The organism is Paenibacillus sp. O199 (genome assembly GCF_001636635.1).
In the GTDB taxonomy this organism is placed as follows: domain Bacteria; phylum Bacillota; class Bacilli; order Paenibacillales; family Paenibacillaceae; genus Paenibacillus; species Paenibacillus marchantiae.
This window is the reverse complement of sequence record NZ_LGRP01000010.1, coordinates 87,411-107,598: the sequence shown is the minus strand read 5'-3', so window position 1 is coordinate 107,598 and position 20,188 is coordinate 87,411. Positions and strand designations below refer to the sequence as shown.

The following is a 20,188-nucleotide window of genomic DNA, read 5'->3' as shown; positions in this document are numbered from 1 at the left end:
TTGGGATAAAAGAGCTTATATATTGCAACTCTCACTCCATTATATCCTTTGATATCACATGGTTCCAATGCGCCGTTCCTTTTATACTTTAGAATACAATCTGACGAAGGAGTGATGAGCATGAGTGTAAACGGACTTGCTCACGTAGCCATTCAAGCACGTAATTATGAGGATACCCTCTCATTCTATACGAATGTTTTAGGATTTAAAGTTGGTCACTCCTGGAGTCTGCCCGCCTTCCAAATTACCGAGGCGTGCATGCTGATCTCACCGGATCAACGGACCTGCATTGAACTGTTTGACCCCGGAGCCGTAATCGCGGCCGAAGGTGAACCAGCAGAGTCTCCCGAAGCAGTAAAACATGGGGCATTACTGCATTTCGCCTTTTACGTAGACCATGTGGAAGAGATCTACGAGCGAGCGCTTGCTCACGGTGCCAAGCCTTATATTCAACCCGCTTGGATCTCACTTGGTGAACCCCCGCTTCAAGTTCGAAATGCGGTTGTGCATAGTCCAAATGGTGAAGTGATCGAATTCCTCAAAGAGGTTGATTTTGATCGTTCCTCTACACCATCGATCTAACGTTACACAAACCGAACAGCCTGTTGCCCGGAAATTCGTGGCGGCAGGCTGTTTTATACTATGTTTTTTGAGCGATAGGAAAGCGAGCATATGAGCATAAGACATACTCCTTGCCCTCCTTGCCCTCAATCCCGCTCTTCAATGCCCGGCTTATACTCCTTTAACTTCCCTTCATACACCAGCTGCAGTTGTTCACTTTGGCGAAAATCATCCGGGGTCACCAGCGCAGGCAGCTTGTTCCACAGCTTGATGCCTGAACGCTGCAGAATCTCGGCAACAAATTGTGAGCAAAAGTAGGAGTTGCTAAACTCTACTGGCTCCTTCAACGTAATACCAATCACACCAAGCAGATTGTACATATATTTCTGACGGCTGCGGATGAAGATGTGCAGCACCCGTTTCATTTTTTCCACTTCACGCTCCGTCACCTGAAGCTCATAAATCACACATGTGGTATTTGGATATTTACTGTATGTACCTGTCTGAATATCTTCCTTCACAAACCCGCCGTTCAGCGGATTGCTGGGATGCTTGCGACCAAAGCTGTACAGCTCGGATAATTCCCGGTCAAATGAGATGGAGGCATGATTGTATGGCGCTCTGGTGTAACTTTGAATGACTTTGGTAAACAACGTTCCCGTATTCGTAAGCAGGATATAGATGGAGCGTGGTTCTGTCATAACGAAATTTCCCCTTATCAAGTTGGCACTATTCCTTCATAATAACATAGGTACCCTATATTGGAATCTTACTTTTGGATAAGCAGGTGATTGTACTTGAGCAGTTCACTCTTTACCTTAACACTGATTTTTATTGCTTTATTGGTCATACATATCGTGTACAAAATCATTACGAAGCTTCAGCCGGATAAGGATTATTCGGGCATTGGCAACAAAATCAAAACCTGGTGGGGCATGTTTGTCATCTTCTGTCTCGCCACCCTCTTCAATCCGATTGTCTCCCTGATCTCCCTTATGGTACTCACCTTTTTCGCGCTGAAAGAGTACTTCTCCATGATCCGCAGCACCCGCAAAGCTGATCGTAGGCTGTTTCTATGGGCGTATATGGCGATTCCGGTACAGTTCTACTGGATCTATATTGGATGGTATGGGATGTTTATCGTGTTTATTCCGCTATATGTCTTCCTGGTGTTACCTCTGCCACGTCTAATTAATAAGGGCACGGTTGGTTTCCTGCGCAGTGTCAGCTCGACGCAATGGGGATTGATGCTGATGGTATTTGGACTTAGTCATCTGGCCTACTTCCCGTTCGCAACACCGGAATATGGCTCAAAGTTGGTCTTGTTCCTGGTCGTATTAACCCAGCTGAATGATGTGGTGCATTATCTGGCCTCGCTCTATCTGGGCAAACGCAAAGTGGTGCCCACGGCCAATCCTTTTTTGACATGGGAAGGGTTCGCCTGTGCATTCGTTGTAACCACCGCTGCCTCTTATTTCATTCATCCTTACCTGACTCCGTTTGATGCACGTTTCGCACTTTTCATCGGTGTGTTGATCGCTCTGGCAGGGTTCTTCGGAAGTCTGACGGTTTCTGTTCTGAAGCGGGATTTGTTAATTGGGGATGACAATAAGTTCGATGCGCTGAAAAAAAGCTACCTGAGCCGGGTCGACAGCCTGACGTACACCTCTCCGGTCATGTTCCACGTGGTGCGTTATTTCTTCGACTTCATGTAGACGGAGTATCCGTTACAGATACGAGATGCCGAAACACTCAGTCGATAGAACAAAGTGTAAGCTTGCAGATCAATAAAAAGCAGCCTTGACGGCTGCTTTTACTCATTTATGGGAGAAATGAAGGCGCACGTATAATGTGTCTGTTTCATTTTCCATTTTTGGATTAACAGAAAGCACTGCACACGGTTATGATCTGCCTGATTATTTTAATTTAATTTCCTTCTCCGAGGTCACTTCTTTCCCCTCTTCATTGGTAAATACAAAAGTCGCTTTGCCGCGTTCACCCTTCATCTCATCCGAATAAATAAATCCGGAGAATTGCCCGTCACCACTGATATAAAACCCTTCTTTTCCATTCGCGCCATGCTCGATCGCTTCCTTGTAGGAATTCACAATCGTTACCGTGTTGGACGTCCAGCGCATCTCGGATAAAGCATAGCCCTCAGGAATTTGTTTTATCGCAAAATCAAAGCTATTGCCCTCGGACGGCTTATCCGTCTGGTCAATGACGATCATGACCTGTCCTGCCGTATCAGCGGAGGATTCCGATTGGGCCGTAGGCTTGCCTTCATTCCCACTTTCGTTCGTCTGATTATTGTTATTCTTCGCCTCCATATTGGGAACGGAACTATTTCCCGCTTCCTCTATGGGCTGCTTTGATTGTGGGTAGGCGTGTTCCTGTACGGATTCGTTGTTGTTTTTTGCCCCACATGCGCTGGTCAACAGCAGAATACATAGAGCAGACACCCAGAGTATAGATTTATTTTTATTATTTTTCATCATTGGAACTCCCTCCATTGATCTCAAGTAACAAACCTTATGCATTCATCCAAAGAGAACTTCCCAAACAGCACCTTCTATAGTAATTACTACACCATATCGTCTCACATTAAGCTCCATATTATGTAAATGAGTACTAAATTCAATTCGTTAATACACTTCGATGAACCCTGAAATGTTGGCGTGTTACCCTGAAAGGGTCAAAAAAACATGCTATTTGAGGGGGTAAAAGGTTGAATCGCTTTGCTTTTATGATGCTCGTTATACTCGCCACTTCGCTTATGGGTTCATCCTTTGCTGTGGGCAAAATCGGATTGACTTATGTCTCACCCATTTTGCTGGTCGGCATTCGATTTACGCTCGCTGGAGGATTAATGGCGATCTGGGTACGAAATAAAAATCTTCCCGTGACCGCGCCTGACTGGCTCCGGTTATTCGTCATCGGTCTGTTCCAGACGACGGGTGTGATGGCCTGCATTTTCCTGAGCATGCGCACTATTCCTTCCGGGCAGACATCCATTCTCACATTTACAAATCCGCTATTGGTAGTTCTTCTCGGGAGTGTATTTCTTGGTCTGAGATATAAGGTATACCAGTGGTTTGGGGTGCTCATCGGTATAACAGGAGTTTTCATCACGCTTGGTTTCCATCTTCAATTCTCCGGAGGAACGTTACTGGGTATGGGGTCTGCCTTGTCCTGGGCGATCGCTACCCTCTTGGTCAAACAATGGGGCTCACACTTCAGCACATGGGTGCTAACGGCATATCAGATGTTATTCGGCGGACTAACGCTGTTATTGCTCAGTTTTACCATGGAATCAACAAAACTCATCCTGAACACCACATCCATAGGGGTGATTCTATATCTGGCGATCCTCGGTTCCATTGTGCAGTTCGCTACGTGGTATTACCTGTTAAGCAAGGGCGATCCGGGCCAGACAAGTGCGTTTCTGTTTCTTGCTCCATTTTTCGGGGTCTTATCCGGCTGGCTGCTTCTGGGCGAAGTCATTCGGAATTACGTCTATATGGGCGGGCTATGCATATTCCTGGGTATCTTTCTGGTAAACTGGACTGGACGAACAAATAATAAGAATGTATTGATGAAATAAAAATATTCATGCCTGATTTTCGGCGATGCCCTGCGCATCGTTTTTTTATAATATCAATAAGGATAAACTCTACTGATATAAGGACGTGCGCCCAATGATTTCTGCTGAACTGAAAGAACAATACTATGAGGCTCTGGTTGCCAAGGATTCGGAATACGAAGGTTTATTCTATGTAGGCGTCAAGACGACGGGTGTATTCTGCCGGCCTACATGCCCCGCGCGGAAACCAAAATTCGAAAACTGTGAATTCTATGAGACGGCGCAGCAGGCATTGCTTGCTTCGTATCGTCCTTGCCAGCGTTGCCGCCCGTTGTCTCATCCCAATCAGGTATCTGATGTGGTACGCGTATTGGTGGAAGCCGTGGAGAACCATCCGGAGAAACGCTGGAAAGGCCAGGACTTCAAGGCATTATCCATCGACGAATCTACCGCCAGACGTCAGTTCAAGAAGCGATTTGGCATGACCTTTGTCGAGTATGCCCGTGCCCGCCGCATGGGACTGGCTCTGAAAAATATTCGCTCCGGTCGCACGGTCATTGATGCCCAGCTGTCCACCGGCTACGAGTCTGGCAGCGGGTTCCGGGATGCCTTCTCGCGAATCATGGGCGCAGCGCCTACACAAGTAGATGAAGAACATGTATTGAAGGCGTCCTGGATCGACACACGTCTTGGACCCATGATGGCTGTAGCCGATGAGAAAGCATTATATCTGCTCGAATTCGTGGATCGAAGAGGTCTGGAGCGCGAGGTGGAACGATTGCGCAAACGAACGAAGTCAGCCATTGTACCTGGAGTAACAGATTCGATTCGTTCCATTGAACGGGAACTTGCACAGTATTTTGAAGGCACGCTAGCTGTATTCCATACCCCGTTGTTCTGGTTAGGAACACCATTCCAGAAGAGTGTATGGGAGCAATTGATTGCGATCCCGCCGGGGGAGACGAGATCATATCAAGATATCGCGAATGCACTGGGTAAACCCACAGCATGTCGAGCGGTAGCACAGGCCAACGGAGCCAATCAACTGGCCATTGTTATTCCTTGTCACCGTGTGATCAATGCTAGTGGTGAACTGGGTGGATACGGAGGAGGCCTGACACGCAAAAACTGGCTTTTAACTCACGAGAAGCAGGGTAGCTGAGTACTCAATAGATAAGAAAAGAACGGCAAGTGATATGAAGGATACAGCTATGTAACGGAGGAGATAAGTCTTATGAGTACCCTACAAAAAAAAGCGTTGATGTTCCACCAATCCCATACCAAAGGCAATCCATTGGTTCTGGTCAATGTCTGGGATGCCGGGAGTGCACTCGCCATCCAATCTGCTGGAGCAGCAGCAATCGCTACTGGAAGCTGGTCTGTAGCTGCTGCCCACGGTGAACAAGATGGAGAAGCGATGCCATTCCAGCTGGTACTGGACAATCTGGCCCGGATTACAGCGAGCGTGGATTTGCCTGTTACGATCGATATTGAGGGAGGGTATGGCAGGTTGGCGTCAGAAGTGAAGGGAAATGTGAGCCAAGTGATCCATCACGGTGCGGTAGGAATTAATATTGAGGATCAGCTCCCCTCTGGCGCGGGACTGTACGCTGTGGAGGAGCAATGTCTGAGACTGTCGGCTGCCCAGGAAGCTGCGGAGCAGGCAGGCATTCCGCTGTTCATTAACGCCCGCACAGATATCTTTTTGCAAAATGCACCTGAACGACACAATCACGCTCTCCTGGAAGAAGCACTTATTCGCTCCAAGGCATATGCAGAAGCAGGCGCCAGTGGTCTGTTCGTTCCGGGCTTACAGAATCAACAACTGATTCAGGAATTGTGTGAACGTTCGTCGCTTCCGGTCAACGTGATGGTTACATCCCATGAACCCTCACCGAAACAACTTGCCGGGCTGGGTGTGGCACGCGTAAGTTATGGGCCTTATCCTTATCTACAAGCGATGGAACACCTGAAAGAACTGGGGCAAAGTATTCTATCTGGAAATTAACAGAAAGGCGCGCTTCTCATTTTCCACCAGAAGGAAGCGCACTTTTCCACGATATTCATTTAATGCTACTATTACAAGCCATCATCTATGATGTGAATCCTCAAACAGGTGCTATACTGCGCCTGTTTTTTGATGCTTATCTTTTCACCTATGTATGTTATAATCACCACTACCCAACACTAACAGGAGGAAAATATGCTTAACGTTGAACAAAAGCTTGAAGTGCTACAATCGTATCCCCAACTGCAACGCAAAGATGTTTCTCTCGGCCGTGTTAATTTCCACTACGAAGAAAGTGCGTACGAGAAAAAGATCGTTGCTCTCCATATTCATCCTAACGGTAACGGTTATATCTATGCAGGGCTGCTGCCCAACTATGAGACAGATAATAAAGGATTCGTCAATATTCGAGATTACTCCGAAGCAGATCTACGCACATTGTTAGATGAAACGATTAAAGCAATGTCAACCAATCCCAACGCAGTAGAATTAGAAGAGCCAGAGCCAGAACAAGCAAAAGCTGCTCCTACATTGGCTACAACCTCTACTGCTGGCGGAACATGGATCGATGAAGATGGACATACACTTACTTTAAAATATGAAGATGACATGTGGTATGTGTATTCCGGTGTTAATCTGGATATGGCTTTCGAAACGCGTAGCGAAGCAGGCGAGTATCTCAAAGAAGAAGGATTCAAACCACAAGCTCAAGCTTAACTCATACAAAAAAACACGAGGCGTGTATGTACGCACTCGTGTTTTTCTGATCTTATCAGTCTTTTCTGCCTTTCATTGTAAGCGGCGCATTCTTCATCATGGGGTACGTGCTCAGAAGCAAAGCACCTCCAATGACCCCCAGAGTGGTGAACAATGTCATGCGATTGACCCCCGCAATCCACAACATAAACTCACTAAGATCGGTCAAAGTAAATACCAGCGTGACGATTAAGCTAAATCCAAAGAACAGACTGAAAAAATTGCGCATCCCCAATCTGATCCAACAGACGGTTGAAAAGATGGACAGTCCCAGCACGAGAAAACCAATCATCAGATCGATCCACAAATAGGAGAAAAAATGATATTCGCTTGAGTACAGCATGCCTGGTTGATAAAAGGTTACGCGAAGTGTTCCATATTCAAGGAGAAGATGCGTAATAAAATAGATTATATTCAGGATGGTAATTGTGCCTATGACCATCCAAACCGAAATGATATAGAAGGATTTCATGAACTGAATGCGTGTACTCCCTATACCTATCGCAACCGGAAACAAGGTAACGATTCCCGCAATCGCAAAAGCACAGATCCCTCCATACATTGGACCACAAAGTTGTGTAGTATAAGCAATATCGAAGATGAATCCAATGGCCAGATAGACTACAGTAAGCATAAGGGTGATGAAGGAGAAGATCATCAAATACCAGCGCATATCATCCAGAATCAGCCGATTCGTACCTTTCACCGAGTTCATCACTTAATCCCCTCCTGATTACGCGTCCTGTTAACCAAATAATCCTGTAATGTCGCCTTCTCAATGGAAAGCCCCTGCGTATGAGCGATGTCTTTCCACGTTTTCGAGTATGGCTCATCAATCATCACTTTCAAGGTCGATCCCATCTGGGAAGATTCTATGACCTTCACGTCTGCGGTGACTCGATTGATATCTTCTATTCTCCCTGTTAGGAGAACTCCTTTTTCGCGCATCTCTTCCATCGACTGATTAAACAACACTTCCCCTGCTTGCAGAACGATAAGGGACTCACATAAAGGCTGAATTTCCTCAATATGATGGCTTGATATTAGAATTAGACGCGGGTTATCTTCATAAGTCTCCAGTAAAGCATTGTAGAAATATTTACGTTTCTCAGCATCAAGTCCATTGGTGGGCTCATCAAGAATCGTTACCCTTGCGTTACTGGCAAGACCCAATATCATCTGAGCGGCGGTCTTCATGCCTTTTGAGAATTTGACGATCTTCTTCTTCTCTGGTAATTCGAAGATGTCGATTAGTTGCTCGGCAAGAGCCTGATTCCACTGAGGATGGAAGTATTGACCGAATCGAACCATGTCCTTGATCGTCCAATTTCTACCCAGGGGATGGTTCTCCTGGATATAACACAGGTTCTCCTGCGCAGCCAAGTTATTGTATGGATCCTGACCCATCACTTGAATGGTTCCAGCATCAGGTCGGTTATGGCCTGCGAGTAGACTCATCAGGGTTGTTTTGCCGGCACCGTTTCTTCCCCACATTGCACTGATGATCGGCTCATTTTCATGCAAAGTAACGTTGTTCAGAACCGGCGTTTTTGTTTTCTGATAGCTGTAGTTCATCTGCTCGATATGAATCATAACTCACTCTCCTTATCCTTCTTGCCGCGAATCAAATCAATAATCATATCCTCATTCATGTGAATCCGTCTGGCCTCTTCAAGTAAAGGTTTAATATATTCCTCGTAGAAATGCTGTTTTCGCTCAACAAGCAACGCTTCCCTGGCTCCCTTCGCAACAAACATTCCAACACCCCGCTGTTTGTAAATGATACCTTTGTCCACGAGCATTTGAAGCCCTTTGCGTGCCGTGGCTGGATTAATATTGTAAAAGCGAGAGAGCTCATTGGTAGACGGAACCTGTTCCTCTACCTTCAATCTGCCGTCTACAATGTCATCCATAATCATCATGGATATCTGATGAAAAATGGGCTGAGATTCATCCAAATTCGATTTCATGCGATTCCAACTTTCATTCATCGTTAATTAGTTAGTCGGTTAGTTACTCATGTGACTAACTATAGTATACGGAAACCAATATGTAAATAGGCGAACCACTAATTAATCAAATTTTTCATTTTGGCTCGATTGTATTGATTAATAAGACCGTCCAGAACTACAGATTGTTGGATGACTTCAGGATGAAGCAGACTACCGTATTCCGACTGTAAGCGGTGAAGCTGTTGTCTGGCTTCTTCGATCTGTGACATTAACTCCAGGCAATCCATAGTATCCCTCCTTTTTGTCATATTTTAGTTTATTATGCCAATCGATAGGCCGCAAGGGGTACGACATACTTATTCTTCCACCAGACGCAAAAAAAGACGCCTCTGAATGAATATTCAGAAGCGTCCCTTGGCTTAGGCTTATGTCCCTAAACCATGGTCATTAGTTCGGTAAATTGAAGGGTTCGGAACTTCCTCAGTGGGGACAGGTCCAATAACAGGAGCAACGATGTTCACCACTATACTACATGTAACTATCAGCAAAGCCAGCTTTCTCTTCATTGAGTTTCTGCACCTCACTAATCAAAATTTTGTACTGCTGTATAGCTGTGTCAGACGCATAATCCCTATATTGCTCAAATAGCCCGACACCTCTAAGCATACCTCGTCCGTCACTAATTTCAAGTGAAAACCTCAAACTATCAAGAACAAAATCTATTCCCTTGGCAAATTCATCTTTTTTAAGGTAATAGGTTCCCAATCCTGCCAACAGACGAACATAGCGATCATCCGTTACCTGTTTGCTAACTTTCCCAATTCGATTACTTTGTTCTTGATAAGTGAAGTAGGATTCGTATTCCTTTAGTACATAGTCAATATTCATATCATAGCGATTTGCAGCTGTTACAATGTCACACAGTGCAGGGAAAATCTCATTTTCTTTCGTTGAGATGTAATCGAGATAGTCAGGCAATATCTCAAACTGTCCAGCCATTAATTGATATATATAGCGATTTCCTTCAGCCCATTCCTGGAATTGATTAATGACAACCAGCTCATCCGAATCAGGCTTTTTTACCCAACTGTAGTCCGTATATAAAGAAACATATTTCAGTGCAATTTCATAATTATTTAGATGGAAGTTAGCACTTCCAGATGCCAAATAGGCATACATAATATAAAAGATAATCGGTCGTTTCGTCTCTTCCTGTTTCCGTCTTCCATTCAACTCATAATGAATGGTCGCTTTTACTTTCAACTTTTCAGAGAGCTCCTGAACCTTGCTCCACCTGTGAAGAGATGCAAAGGCATTGATCAGTTCGTTAAGCGCATCCAGCTGATAGCGTTCATCCAGCCGATCCACATAATACTCAAATTGAGCCGCAATGATTAGATTTCGTTGCTGATCATTGCTCAGCCCCAATCTGAATAGTCGATACTGACATAGTGCAAGCCGTTCAGAGTGTTGCATTTTCTCACTTTCGGCTATCGTTTCATATAGTAGAACGGCCGGTTTGAATTTACCAGCATGGTAGAATTCTTCAGCCAGATCAAATAACAAAGGAATATAAGATAGATTATCCATCATCAACCGGATAACATCTTCAATACAATTCAATTTATCCAATTCTGCACATCGATGAAGGAATGGTCCCAGTCTTCGCCAGTCAGGGGCAGCATGGACAAAACACTCATCTATATACAATTCATAGAAGTAACCTTCTTCAAGTCTCATAGCTGAAGTGATTCGATCCAGCTGCTGCATCGCAATCGGACGATTCTTATTCAAAATGTTGCTCAGCGTACCCGAGTTAATTCCTGACGTTTCCGAAAAAAGACTAATGGACATCTGCTCACGCTTCAGATAACTCTCTAAATGATCGCGTATCGTGGTTGTCGGCTCCAAACTAACACCACCCTCCAAAATAAAAAACCATAAACAGGATTAACGGTATGCAAAAGTAATTATATGTAATAATTAAGCAAGGGTCAATAAGATAAATTCAACTAATTTGTATTAATTACAAAATAATCCTTTTGTTAAAATAGAGGCCCTACCCTTATTTTATACCGGGAACGAATAAGCATCAAATAAAGGATAAAATAAAAACACGAGCGCTATATACGCTCGTGTTTTACATGCAATACAGCAGATCATTCTGCTATGTATTGATTTGGGTTTAAGGCAGCACATTGCCCGCTGCACGATAGATTTCGTACCACTCTTGGCGTGTAAGGTGAACATCGCCAGCTTTGATGCAATCCTGCAAACGCTGGATGTTCATTGTACCTGTCACGGGCTGCATTTGTGCCGGGTGACGCAGCAACCAGGCAATTGCGATGGTCGTGTTGCTCACTTCATATTTTGCAGCAATCTCATCGATCTTCGCATTCAGTTCCGGGAACTTATCGCTGCCCAGGAATACGCCTTCGAAGAATCCGTATTGGAACGGGGACCATGGTTGAATCGTGATATCATGCAGGCGGCAATAATCAAGAATACTGCCATCACGGTTAACCGCGGCATCGTTCTCCATATTTACGTTGATTCCACTGTCAATCATCGTGGTATTGGTAATACTCAACTGCAGCTGGTTGGCTACCAGTGGCTGTTTAACGTATTTTTTCAACAGTTCGATCTGGTTCGGATTCTGGTTGGATACCCCGAAGTGACGCACTTTGCCTTCGCGTTCCAGCTGGTCAAAGGCTTCAGCCACTTCTTCCGGTTCAACCAAGGTGTCCGGACGATGCAGCAACAAAACGTCCAGGTAATCGGTTTTCAAGCGTTGCAGAATGCCATCCACCGAATTCAAGATGTGCTCTTTGGAGAAATCAAACATGCCTTTGCGGATACCACATTTGGATTGAAGGATCATATTTTCACGAACCTGGGGATTCATCTGCACAGCCTCTGCAAAGATCTCCTCACACGCTCCGTTTCCATAAATATCAGCATGATCGAAGAAGTTCGCGCCTGCTTCCATGGCGGAATGAACAAAATGTTCAGCTTCTTTGCTGCTTAATGAATTAATTCGCATGCAGCCAACGGCTACAACCGGTATTTCGAGTGCGCTGCTGCCAAGTTTAATTGTTCTCAAGATGATTTCCCTCCATATTCGAATAGTATCGTACATTCATTCTCATGATCTTTGCCAACTAGTATATACTTGTCTTCCGTCTATGATTGTGACACAGAACTGCAATCGGTTTCAATGGAATTTTAGAATTCTTATATGGAATAATGGAGGTTTTTTTCAGCATCGTTCCCCCACCTATACTTCTTCCGGGACTATCACTTCAATATGCCGAGGCAATACACTGATTTGAATGGGCAGAGAGGGCCCTTCCTCCCCATCCACATTTGTGCGAATGGCTTCTATAGAACGGACGTGAACTTCTTTTGCTGTAAAATAATCAACATCCTTATGGTTCTTCAGGTTGCCAAACAACAGGGACGTTCCGAGTGTTACCGTATTAAAGACATTCATGCTACGGATCACAAAACAATGAATTAACCCATCATCCACCGCTGCTTCCGGGGACAATTTCTCAAAACCTCCAACCGAATTGGTCAGTGCCGCGAGGAAAAGTGGAGACTCCCCTTCCCAAAACTGCCCGTCATACTCAATAGTTAGTGGCTTGGCCGGTGTATTCATCAGATCTTTCAATCCTTCTTTCAAATAAGCGAATGAACCCAGCTTCGACTTCTCTTCCGATGATACCGAAAACAACGCCTCTGCCAATGAACCGGCTGCCACCACGTTGGCAAACAGACGATCATTGATTTTACCGAGATCCACCCTATGGATCTGCTCCGAACGTAACTGCCGAATGGCTTCCTCCGGATCAAGCGAGATATTCAGCGCACGCGCAAAATCATTCACCGTACCCAGCGGCACCACACCCAGTCTGGGACGATGCTCCTGATCCATCATGCCGTTAATCGTCTCATGCAGCGTCCCATCCCCTCCGATGGAAATGACGAGATCACAGCCATCTTTGCAGGCACTCAGACAGTAGTTGGTCGCATCTCCCTCACCAGCCGTCTCATTGACCACCACTTCATACTGCTGTGATTCAAGAATTTCTTGTACCTGGGACACATATTGCTGAGCCTCTTCTTTACCCGACGATGGATTACTAATGATCATGGCTTGGCGCATACCTGCATCTTCTCCTCCAAATGGCATTCTTACTTCATCTATACCCTTTCTGCCATGGAGTTGAATAGCATCTGGGGGAGTTGTACAATATTTTTTTGAAAAAGATGGCTGGAAGAGTGCAGTATGGGGTTTGTATCATATAGAATAGAAGTAGATGTTCTACCTGTCATGAATTTCTTGTTCCTTTTGCCCCATGATGGGTTAATAACTATAGATGTGTTTTTATTCGTGCCTGCATAAGTTAAACTGGTCCATTTACACTTACCACTCCGATGGCAGAACAACCTTCCGATCACTGTTATCCCCGGATTTCCTTGATTCCCTTTTTCTAAAGGGAGAAATCCCGTGATAAAGGTGACCGCTTCGCTTCTTCAGGTTATTTCTGCCCTCTCCGTTATCGTGTAAATATTGTACTTACCTTATATATCATCGAAAAAAATCAATCTGTTCGGAGTATTTTAAAATCGGAATCGGAGGGAATTCATGCAATGAGAAGAATGACTCTACTATTTCTAGTATTCATCCTGAGTCTTGGGGCGGCTGGGCAAGCGATGGCCTATACTACGGCAGACTTGGGCGAAGGAATCATCAAAGATCCTGCACTGGAGAACGGACTGAAGCTGATCCTGAACAAACCGGTAGATGCCCCTCTAACCTCCTCCGATCTGGAGCAGCTGAACGTGGTGGATCTAAGCAATGCAGGCATTCAAAGCCTGTCCGGTCTGGAATACGCCACGAATCTGACCCACCTCCGGTTATATGGCAATGAGATTGAAGACCTAACACCGCTTGCGCATCTGACTCAGCTTCGCGAGGTTGACGTCCGCAATAATTACATTACATCGATTGATGCACTGGCTGATTTGAAAGACCTGGGACGGCTGTATATCAGCAACAATTCCATTTCTTCCATAGAAGTTGTACGTGGATTCACCCGATTACATACGTTTCACGCCAGCGGTAACCAGATTACTAGTCTCTCCGCACTGGCGGATGCAGATGATCTTCAATGGCTTGAAATCTCGAATAATGCGATAACGGACCTGACACCACTGGCGGATAAAAGAAAACTGAAACAGCTCAATGTGGCCAACAACCACATTCATACACTGGATGTACTGGCTGATCTGCCGAATACACTTCAGAAGCTGAATGTGGCAGGCAACGAGATCTCCGATCTGATGCCCTTGAAGCATATGACACGCCTGCAGACGCTGGACTTCTCCGGGAATCAGGTTCAGCATCTGGCACCCTTGGAAGACCTGGTAGGGTTGAAAGAACTGAATGCGGAGTCCAATCAGATCTATGATCTGGAGCCATTACGCCAGCTATCCAAGCTGGAAGTACTGAAACTGTCCAATAACCGGGTGTGGAATCTGTCACCGATTGCCGGTTTTACTTTTACAAGAAACAGCTCTGCAAATACAAATACGATAACGGATATCTCGGCTTCCACTTCCTTATCCTCCGGTACGCAGACCTCGGTCTCTGAACCGGAACCTGCCGGACTTACGGTGCAAAATAATTATCTGGATGTTGCGAACGGTAGTGACACGATGCAGCTTCTAAACCAAATGAATGTGCGGGAGCAGAAGCGTACTCCACAGGGTAATTTCCAGCGGCTTATTGAAGGCTCTACCACGGCCTATGTCGGGGATCGTGCTTACGCACTGGAGGCTGCACCTTTTATCGATGAGGGACGGACCTATGTACCACTCCGTTTTGTCTCCGAGCAGTTGAATGCCAGCGTGAACTGGAATCCGGATACACAGGAGGTTCAGATTGCGCAGAATGATACAACGATTCATTGGACGGTGGGCAACAAGCAGGTGGTTGTGGACGATACGCTTGCTATAAATGATGCACCCCTGTTGATGAAGGATGGAAAGGCGTTTGTCCCGGTACGTTTTATTTCGGAGCAATTCAATACGACGGTTGCGTATATCGGAAGCAGCAAAACGATTCTGATCTTCGAAAACAAAGCGCAGGACGAAAATGTACAACCTTAATTAAGCAAAGCATGATCAGCACCGCGCACTTATCTCAACTTATCTTAATGCACAATTCAATTCATATGCCCTCCATGTAGATTGTTACATGCACAGCGAAGTCCCCGTCTGAACATCAGCGGGGATTTTTGATGAGCATTAAACTAGATACGAGCTGGCAGGAATGCAGTTTAATCAAAAAAACGGATGCTGCCCATGGTCAGCCTGTATTCACTGGGACTCATGCCAGTCCATCGCCTGAACTGCCGACTGAAGTGCGCAAGACTGGAATATCCAAGCATGGTGGCAACGCGAGTGAGGTTAAGATCAGGCTGGTGTATTAGCTGCTTAGCCTCGTGAAGCTTCAGTTCGGACAAATATCTGCGCGGAGAGATGCCGTATACTTTCTGAAACGTCTCCAGAGCATATCCAGGGCTGATTTGAAGCGAGGCCGCAATCTCTTCAATCCGAATCTCCTTATCCCCCAGACCTTCCCGCTGGATATTCCCGGCATTGAAGCGGCTTTTGATTGCCTCAGCAATCAGTGTTGCATAGTGCGCCACAGTAGGCGATACGGCTTCTTGGGAACGGGAGAAGCTTTGCTCTGCCAATATCGCCAAAATCTCCAGCAAACCAGCCTGCATACGGAACAGATCTGATGTTGTATATTCTTCTCTGTGCTGAAGCAGATCCACCCATTTCATCATAACTTCCGTTAATCGCTGATTATCCTCGCCGCCACATGGGAACAACATCTGCACATGACGACTCATCTCCTGGCGAAACAGAACCTCATCTACATTGAAATGGGCAATAAAGTAGGTCAGCCCCTGCTCCTGATTACATTCATTGGTATGTTTGCATCCAGGCGGGATAAGCAATATATCTCCTGCGTGGAGATCATAACGGATGTTCTCCAGTATCGTCGTCTGCGATCCTTCCAGAATCAGTATCAATTCAAAGGCCAAATGCGATTCCAGCGGCACTTGCCAGCCTCGCTTTACCTTCTGCATGTGAGCACCAAACAGCTTGACGTTCCAGTCCGTCGCAGGCAGCCATCGGCTCTCCGGAGATAGATAAGAACGGTATGGTTCAGGAATGATCATGCATTTCACCACCTTGGATTAGGGCAAATTTTACGCGGTTCAGCGTATCTTCTTTTGCAATGGGACTTGATATACTGACTGTACATCATACCTAAGATTCAAGCGAGGAGGAAATTCCAATGTCCCTGACATTACATGGTTATTCCACTACACCAGATCATGCATGGAAAGAGATCTCTTATACATCTACAAATAAAAACGCTAACTTAAAGCTCACAGGTGAACAGCATCAGCTTGTAGAAGGATTTGGCGGTTGTTTTAATGAGCTTGGTTATATTGCCCTGTCCCACTTGAATGAGGAGCAGCGTCATGACGTATTTCATTCCCTCTTCCACCCGGAAGGTGAACATAAATTCAACATCTGTCGCCTGCCCATTGGCGCGAGTGATTATGCAGAGCAATGGTACAGTCACAATGAGGTGGACGGCGATGTGACCATGGAACATTTTTCGATCGAACGTGATTTCAAATATCTGATTCCATACATCAAAGAGGCCCTGAGCTATAATCCGAATCTGCAATTCTTCGCCTCGCCGTGGAGCCCGCCCACCTGGATGAAATCACCGAAAGCCTATAACTATGGAACGCTGCGCTGGGAGAAGGATATCCTGGAAGCTTATGCGCTGTATTTCGTCAAATTCGTACAGGCGTACAAGGACGCTGGCATCACCATCCATCAGGTCCATGTACAAAACGAAGTCATCGCGGATCAGAAATTCCCTTCCTGCATGTGGACAGGAGAGCAGCTGCGTGAGTTTATCGCCGATTACCTGGGTCCTGCCTTTGATCAGCACGGTCTGGATACGGAAATCTGGCTGGGAACGATCAACGCACCTGATCCATGGGAAGAATTGATCAAGAAGAAAACCAATGATTTTGATGAGTATGCCGGGCTGGTGCTTAGTGATCCCAAAGCCTACGCCTATATCAAGGGAGTTGGTTATCAGTGGGCAGGCAAAAATGCCATCCAACGTACAGCCGCGAGCTACCCGGAGCTTCGTTACATGCAGACCGAGAATGAGTGCGGTGATGGCAACAACTCTTGGAACTACGCCAAGTATGTATTTAATCTGTACCAGCACTATTTCAGCAATGGAGTGAATGCGTATATTTATTGGAACATGGTTCTGGAGCCGAAAGGCCGCAGCACATGGGGGTGGGAGCAAAACTCCATGATTACGGTAGACCCGGATGCCAAAGGAATCATTCGGAATCCCGAGTATTATGTGATGAAGCATTTTGCTCATGATGTCGTGCCTGGTGCACGAAGAGTAGGACTGTCTGGAGCCTGGAGTGGCAAAGCCGTGGCCTTCCGCAACCCGGACAATAGTCTCGTCATTGTCATCAACAATCCGTTCAAGGACAGCCGTGACCTGCATCTGGCATATGAAGGGCAGACACTCCGGTTCGAGCTGGAGGCTGATTCCTTCAACAGTATTATTATTTCCCAATCTTAATACCCATTCAAACCACGAAATAGCGTTCATGTCCCCCTACTTGATGTGGGGGATATGACGCTATATTCTTGTGTCAATATATGGAAATAAATGATTCTGTAAATGACTCTGTCTACCTCGTTTAAGGATTGTTCGCAAGATAATTTCTCAGCCATTGCAGTGCTGGACGCTCTGTACCATTGGTATTCACCAAATGGGAACCGCTCACCCAAGTCTGACCTTGATTAAAGCCCCACAACGTCACACCTTTAACGGCCGAATGCTGCCAGAGGACAGGGAATTTCTGCTGGTAGCGCTGCAGCTGTGTGTTATCATCGCCGGTTATATCCAGTTCGGATACATAGATCGGCAATCCGGTTGCGGCCAGTTTGTTCAATACGGTATTCATTGTGCTGACAGAAACGTTATCCATATTAAAGTAATGACACTGGATGCCGATGCCATCAATCAGGCCTCTGCTCTTCAAGATATTGATGATCTGAACGTATTGATCAGCTGCATTCGGATCGCCAATAATCCCATATTCGTTCAGCAGGAGTTTGGCGTTCGGGAAAGCTTGTCTTGCTTGCTCAAAAGACCAAATAACCCAGTCCCACCCTGTCGCTCCATCCCCGCCTATGGCGTTACGATAGGAAGGTTTGGCATGTAATGGTTCGTTAACTACATCGACAAACGCGGATTTGGAATATCTCTGACCTGCTGCCTTGATCCACTGGATTACTTCAGCTTTCTGATCTGCAGCGGAAAGTCCACTAATCCAACCTGGCTCCTGACTTCCCCAGACAAGCGTGTGAAACTTGAACGGAAATCCATTGTTGTTGGCATAATTGTAGGCAATATCTGCCTGAGACCAGTTCATATTATTACGCGTGGCTTCGACTGCTCCCCATTTTGTTGAATTCTCCGGCGTTACCTGATTCCAATAGGGACTGAAATTGGAGGGAACACTGCTTGCAATGATATTGCCCAAAAACTTGCTACCTTTGGCCAAACCTGCACTCACACTGCCAACCGCGACTGAGGTAGCGAGCACACCAACCAATGCCAGTGAACCTACAGTCTTAAACCATTTGGACTTGAACATGATCTTCCTCCTTTGAATTTTAGTATTCGACTCATTGGTAAGCGCTTACAAATTTCATTTTACTGGATATATTTGTAATTATCCATGTAGAAAGTATAGCTTGTCCCTCAAAAAGTATAGATGTTGGGCACTAACATGATGACTTAACTAAATGACTTACACTTTATTATATTTACAAATCTATAAATATAGATATAATGTAATTCTGAGAACTTATTATATCGGCCATATATTTTTATATAGGTGAGGAGGCATTTTTTTAGTTTAATATATCTATTTTTCTATATATATAAATATATTTGGAGGTCTAGACTTTAACATGAAATCGAAATCACAACAGGTTAATCCGTTACTCATCCTCATTCTGGCGCTCGGTGTATTCGCCATCATTACTACAGAAGTCGGCATTATCGGAGTACTGCCCCTGATCACGCAGAAATTCAACATCACCGCTGCACAGGCCGGATGGCTGGTAAGTATTTTCGCTCTCGTCGTTGCTGTGTCTGGCCCTTTCCTGACTTTGCTCGTATCTGGTATCAATCGTAAAACCATTTTGTTAACTGCCGTGCTATTGTTCGCCATTTCCAACGTAGTATATGCCTACACAACCCGATTCGACATGATGCTAATCTTTCGGATTATCCCGGCCATTTTCCATCCAGTCTTCTTCTCCGTTGCTCTCGTCACGGGTGCCAAGCTGGTCCCACCGGAAAAAAGCAGTCAGGCCGTTGCCAAAGTCTTTACCGGAATCACTGCCGGCTTTGCATTTGGCGTGCCCCTAACTTCCTATCTTGCGGAACGATTCTCGTTGGAGGCTGCGTTTTGGTTCGGAGCGGTTGTCAGTATCATTGCTTTCATCGGTATATGGATATGGTTGCCCTCGATGCCTGTGCAAGAGAAGATGTCTTATGGCAAACAGATCGGCATTTTGCGGAAACCTGCGCTGTGGCTAAATATTGCTACTGTCATTTTTATTTTTGCAGCGATGTTCTCCGTATACAGTTATTTCGCCGAATACCTTGGGCAAGTCACCCGTATGGGCGGTTCATGGATTAGTGTGATGCTCTTGGCCTTTGGTGTTATTATGATCGCCGGAAATTTGGTATTTGGACAGCTTCTGCATCGGAATATTCCGAGGACCGTTCTCCTCTTCCCGGTGCTATACATGGCGGCTTATTTACTCGTTTTCTATGCAGGTACCTACTTCATTCCGATGATTATCATGGTGTTCGTCTGGGGTGCGATTCACTCTGGCGGTCTGATTGTCAGCCAAACTTGGCTTACGACGGAATCTCATGAAGCGCCGGAATTCGGAAACAGCCTCTTTGTCTCTTTCTCTAATCTGGGGATTACCCTCGGTACCTCCATTGGTGGCTGGTTCATTGCCCAACTCGGCATCCATCAGGTCATCTGGAGCGGAATCATCTTTGGTTTGCTTGCTTTGGTATCCATCGTTGTCAAAATAAAATTTTTTCACCTCTCGTAGTGGTAATTCAATTGAGACGGTATAAGAGTTAAGTGATCC

General features: G+C 45.6%; 20 protein-coding genes. 9 read left to right on the top strand and 11 right to left on the bottom strand.

The features are described 5' to 3' along the window. Positions 1–120 precede the first annotated feature (120 nt). On the top strand, positions 121–582 hold the full coding sequence (locus A6049_RS17250; protein WP_063565855.1) for a VOC family protein: 462 nt from the start codon (positions 121–123) through the stop codon (positions 580–582). Positions 583–707: 125 nt separating this feature from the next. Here the strand turns inward: A6049_RS17250 and A6049_RS17245 are convergent, their stop codons facing one another. Next, the gene (locus tag A6049_RS17245) at positions 708–1,262 is read right to left on the bottom strand and encodes a hypothetical protein (RefSeq protein WP_063565854.1); all 555 of its coding nucleotides are present in this window, start codon (positions 1,260–1,262) and stop codon (positions 708–710) included. Between the two features lie 96 nt (positions 1,263–1,358). On the opposite strand from A6049_RS17245, the gene A6049_RS17240 reads away from it, so the two are divergent. After that, positions 1,359–2,276, top strand: coding sequence for a phosphatidate cytidylyltransferase (locus tag A6049_RS17240; protein ID WP_063565853.1), 918 nt, complete (start codon positions 1,359–1,361; stop codon positions 2,274–2,276). Positions 2,277–2,477: 201 nt separating this feature from the next. On the opposite strand, the gene A6049_RS17235 is transcribed toward A6049_RS17240, so the two are convergent. After that, positions 2,478–3,059, bottom strand: a complete 582-nt coding sequence (locus A6049_RS17235; RefSeq protein WP_095206136.1) for a hypothetical protein — start codon at positions 3,057–3,059, stop codon at positions 2,478–2,480. 230 nt (positions 3,060–3,289) lie between these two features. Between A6049_RS17235 and A6049_RS17230 the strand changes: the two genes are divergently transcribed. From A6049_RS17230 to A6049_RS17215, 4 genes are all read left to right on the top strand, one after another. Further along, positions 3,290–4,165: a DMT family transporter gene (locus A6049_RS17230; RefSeq protein WP_063565852.1), complete on the top strand. Its 876-nt coding sequence runs from the start codon at positions 3,290–3,292 to the stop codon at positions 4,163–4,165. Positions 4,166–4,259: 94 nt separating this feature from the next. Beyond that, a complete protein-coding gene (locus tag A6049_RS17225; RefSeq protein WP_063565851.1) occupies positions 4,260–5,306 on the top strand; it encodes a bifunctional transcriptional activator/DNA repair enzyme AdaA in 1,047 nt (348 codons plus the stop codon). A 72-nt stretch (positions 5,307–5,378) separates the two neighbouring features. Further along, on the top strand, positions 5,379–6,152 hold the full coding sequence (locus A6049_RS17220; protein WP_063565850.1) for an isocitrate lyase/PEP mutase family protein: 774 nt from the start codon (positions 5,379–5,381) through the stop codon (positions 6,150–6,152). Positions 6,153–6,347: 195 nt separating this feature from the next. Further along, positions 6,348–6,869 carry a hypothetical protein gene (locus tag A6049_RS17215; protein WP_063565849.1) on the top strand — a complete coding sequence of 174 codons (522 nt, stop codon included), beginning with the start codon at positions 6,348–6,350 and terminating at the stop codon, positions 6,867–6,869. A 55-nt stretch (positions 6,870–6,924) separates the two neighbouring features. On the opposite strand, the gene A6049_RS17210 is transcribed toward A6049_RS17215, so the two are convergent. The 7 genes from A6049_RS17210 to A6049_RS17185 all read right to left on the bottom strand — a co-directional run bounded on the left by A6049_RS17210 (position 6,925) and on the right by A6049_RS17185 (position 13,028). Then, on the bottom strand, positions 6,925–7,623 hold the full coding sequence (locus tag A6049_RS17210) for a hypothetical protein (RefSeq protein WP_063565848.1): 699 nt from the start codon (positions 7,621–7,623) through the stop codon (positions 6,925–6,927). After that, positions 7,623–8,501 (bottom strand): ATP-binding cassette domain-containing protein, encoded by an 879-nt coding sequence (locus A6049_RS17205; protein WP_063565847.1) that lies wholly within the window; start codon positions 8,499–8,501, stop codon positions 7,623–7,625. Before A6049_RS17205 ends, A6049_RS17210 begins: the two co-directional genes overlap by 1 nt. Next, positions 8,498–8,878 (bottom strand): GntR family transcriptional regulator, encoded by a 381-nt coding sequence (locus A6049_RS17200; RefSeq protein ID WP_063565917.1) that lies wholly within the window; start codon positions 8,876–8,878, stop codon positions 8,498–8,500. The genes A6049_RS17205 and A6049_RS17200 overlap by 4 nt, the downstream gene beginning before the upstream one ends. Positions 8,879–8,976: 98 nt before the next feature. Next, complete coding sequence (locus A6049_RS32640) at positions 8,977–9,147, bottom strand: aspartyl-phosphate phosphatase Spo0E family protein (RefSeq protein WP_072733860.1); 171 nt, start codon at positions 9,145–9,147, stop codon at positions 8,977–8,979. Between the two features lie 241 nt (positions 9,148–9,388). Beyond that, entirely contained in the window at positions 9,389–10,771 is a 1,383-nt protein-coding gene (locus tag A6049_RS17195; protein WP_063565846.1) for a hypothetical protein, read from the bottom strand. A 274-nt stretch (positions 10,772–11,045) separates the two neighbouring features. Then, positions 11,046–11,963 (bottom strand): aldo/keto reductase, encoded by a 918-nt coding sequence (locus A6049_RS17190; RefSeq protein ID WP_063565845.1) that lies wholly within the window; start codon positions 11,961–11,963, stop codon positions 11,046–11,048. 174 nt (positions 11,964–12,137) lie between these two features. Beyond that, positions 12,138–13,028, bottom strand: a complete 891-nt coding sequence (locus A6049_RS17185) for a diacylglycerol/lipid kinase family protein (protein WP_063565844.1) — start codon at positions 13,026–13,028, stop codon at positions 12,138–12,140. Positions 13,029–13,516: 488 nt separating this feature from the next. Between A6049_RS17185 and A6049_RS17180 the strand changes: the two genes are divergently transcribed. After that, positions 13,517–15,037 carry a leucine-rich repeat domain-containing protein gene (locus tag A6049_RS17180; protein WP_063565843.1) on the top strand — a complete coding sequence of 507 codons (1,521 nt, stop codon included), beginning with the start codon at positions 13,517–13,519 and terminating at the stop codon, positions 15,035–15,037. Between the two features lie 170 nt (positions 15,038–15,207). Here the strand turns inward: A6049_RS17180 and A6049_RS17175 are convergent, their stop codons facing one another. After that, entirely contained in the window at positions 15,208–16,122 is a 915-nt protein-coding gene (locus tag A6049_RS17175) for an AraC family transcriptional regulator (protein WP_063565842.1), read from the bottom strand. A gap of 119 nt (positions 16,123–16,241) precedes the next feature. Between A6049_RS17175 and A6049_RS17170 the strand changes: the two genes are divergently transcribed. Beyond that, a complete protein-coding gene (locus tag A6049_RS17170) occupies positions 16,242–17,579 on the top strand; it encodes a glycoside hydrolase family 30 protein (protein WP_063565841.1) in 1,338 nt (445 codons plus the stop codon). Positions 17,580–17,700: 121 nt separating this feature from the next. Here A6049_RS17170 and A6049_RS17165 read toward each other — a convergent pair whose 3' ends face one another. Then, positions 17,701–18,663 (bottom strand): endo-1,4-beta-xylanase, encoded by a 963-nt coding sequence (locus A6049_RS17165; protein ID WP_063565840.1) that lies wholly within the window; start codon positions 18,661–18,663, stop codon positions 17,701–17,703. 319 nt (positions 18,664–18,982) lie between these two features. On the opposite strand from A6049_RS17165, the gene A6049_RS17160 reads away from it, so the two are divergent. Then, complete coding sequence (locus A6049_RS17160; RefSeq protein WP_063565839.1) at positions 18,983–20,149, top strand: MFS transporter; 1,167 nt, start codon at positions 18,983–18,985, stop codon at positions 20,147–20,149. Positions 20,150–20,188: the final 39 nt, after the last annotated feature.